This is a genomic window from Promicromonospora kroppenstedtii DSM 19349 (assembly GCF_000515355.1).
GTDB classification, from domain to species: domain Bacteria; phylum Actinomycetota; class Actinomycetes; order Actinomycetales; family Cellulomonadaceae; genus Promicromonospora; species Promicromonospora kroppenstedtii.
In genome coordinates this window covers 45,193-46,702 of the sequence record NZ_KI911670.1, presented here as the reverse complement: position 1 = coordinate 46,702, position 1,510 = coordinate 45,193, and the positions used below count along the sequence as shown (strand labels likewise).

Annotated in this window: 2 protein-coding genes; one reads left to right on the top strand and one right to left on the bottom strand. The window is 74.7% G+C overall.

Annotated features, from left to right (window positions below):
* A partial coding sequence (locus tag PROKR_RS34870) for a helix-turn-helix domain-containing protein (protein ID WP_036964133.1) occupies positions 1-276 on the bottom strand: 276 nt, incomplete at its 3' end.
* A gap of 126 nt (positions 277-402) precedes the next feature.
* Between PROKR_RS34870 and PROKR_RS13610 the strand changes: the two genes are divergently transcribed.
* Positions 403-1,323, top strand: a complete 921-nt coding sequence (locus PROKR_RS13610) for an NAD-dependent epimerase/dehydratase family protein (protein WP_036964109.1) — start codon at positions 403-405, stop codon at positions 1,321-1,323.
* Positions 1,324-1,510: the final 187 nt, after the last annotated feature.

Genomic DNA, 1,510 nt, shown 5'->3' with positions numbered 1-1,510 from the left:
GGCGCCGGCGTCCGCCCGGTCGGCGACGGCGGCGTCGGCCGCCTCCGCGGCGGCCCCGAGCTCGTCGTACGACTCGACGAGCAGGGCCGTCAGCAGGGCGTCCCGGCTCGGGAAGTACCGGTACACGGCCGAGGACACCATCTCGACGTCCCGCGCGACGGCGCGCAGGGAGAGCGCCGCGGCGCCATCGGTGGTCAGCCGCGCGCGGGCGGAGTCCAGGATCTCGCGGGTGATCGTCTCGCGGGCAAGGGCGCGGGCGGTGCGGGCCGGACTCATGCCGCCCAGGTTCGCACGGCAGATCACCGCACACAAACGAGAGCGCCGCTCTTGCCAGGACGCACCCGCTCGTGCCACGCTTGCGCCACTGGTTGAGAGCACCGCTCTCAGATTGGAGCATCGATCATGTCTGACCGTCACCTCATCGTCGGCGCCGGCCCCATCGGCCGCCACGTCGCCGCCCTCCTGGCCGAGCGTGGGTCACAGGTCACCGTCGTGAGCCGCTCGGGCCGCGGCACCGGGATCGACGGCGTGGAGCACCTCGCCCTCGACGCCTCGGACGCCGACGCCCTGGCCCGTGCGGCCGAGGGTTCCGACTACCTCTACAACTGCGCCAACCCCGCCGACTACACCCAGTGGGAGCGGGTGTGGCCGCCGCTCGCCGCGTCCCTGCTGTCCGCCGCGGAGCGCTCGGGCGCGGTCTACGCGATCACCGGCACCCTGTACCCGTACGGCCCCGTCGACGTGCCGATCTCGGAGGATCTGCCCGACGCCGCCACCGACCACAAGGGCCGGCTCCGCGCCCGGATGTGGGCCGACGCCCGGGCCGCGCACGAGGCCGGGCGGGTGCGGGCCGTCGAGATCCGGGGCTCCGACTACATGGGCCGCGGCGTGGGCGGGAACGGCCACGTCTCGCGCGTCGTGCCGGACGCCCTGCTCGGCAAGCGGGTGCTGATGATAGGCCGCACCGACCAGCCCCACACCTTCACCGATGTCGCCGACGCCGCCCGCACCCTGGTCGCCGCCGCCGAGGACCCGGGCGCCCACGGCCGCGTCTGGCACGTGCCGAGCAACGCGCCCGTCACGCAGGCACAGGCCCTGACCGACGTGCTCGCGAGCGTGGGCAAGCCGCCCGTGCGCATCTCGACACTGCGCGGCGCCGGGCTGGCCGCCGCGGCACTGGCCGTGCCCTTCATGCGAGAGATGCGCGAGATCATCTACCAGTGGGAGCGGCCCTACGTGCTGGCCGATGCCGCTGCCCGGGCCCGCTTCGGCATCACCCCGACGCCGTGGGAGGAGGTCTGCCGCCGCACCGCGCAGGTCTGACGGCGGTCCGGGGTCGACGGCGGACGCGGCCGGCACTGCTGACGGCGAACAGCGCTGACGGCGAACAGGGCGGACCGGCCGGACTGCACCGGAGGAAACCCGCGTAGCATCGTCAGGATGGCCTCCTCGCTCCCCGCAGCGCCGGCGGCGACCACGCGGCACTTCGCCGACGACCTCCGGCAGCGCT

What these genes read in the sequence shown, in the direction of transcription:
- PROKR_RS13610 (WP_036964109.1), top strand. Translation starts at nt 403, where the DNA reads ATGTCTGACCGTCACCTCATCGTCGGCGCCGGCCCCATCGGCCGCCAC.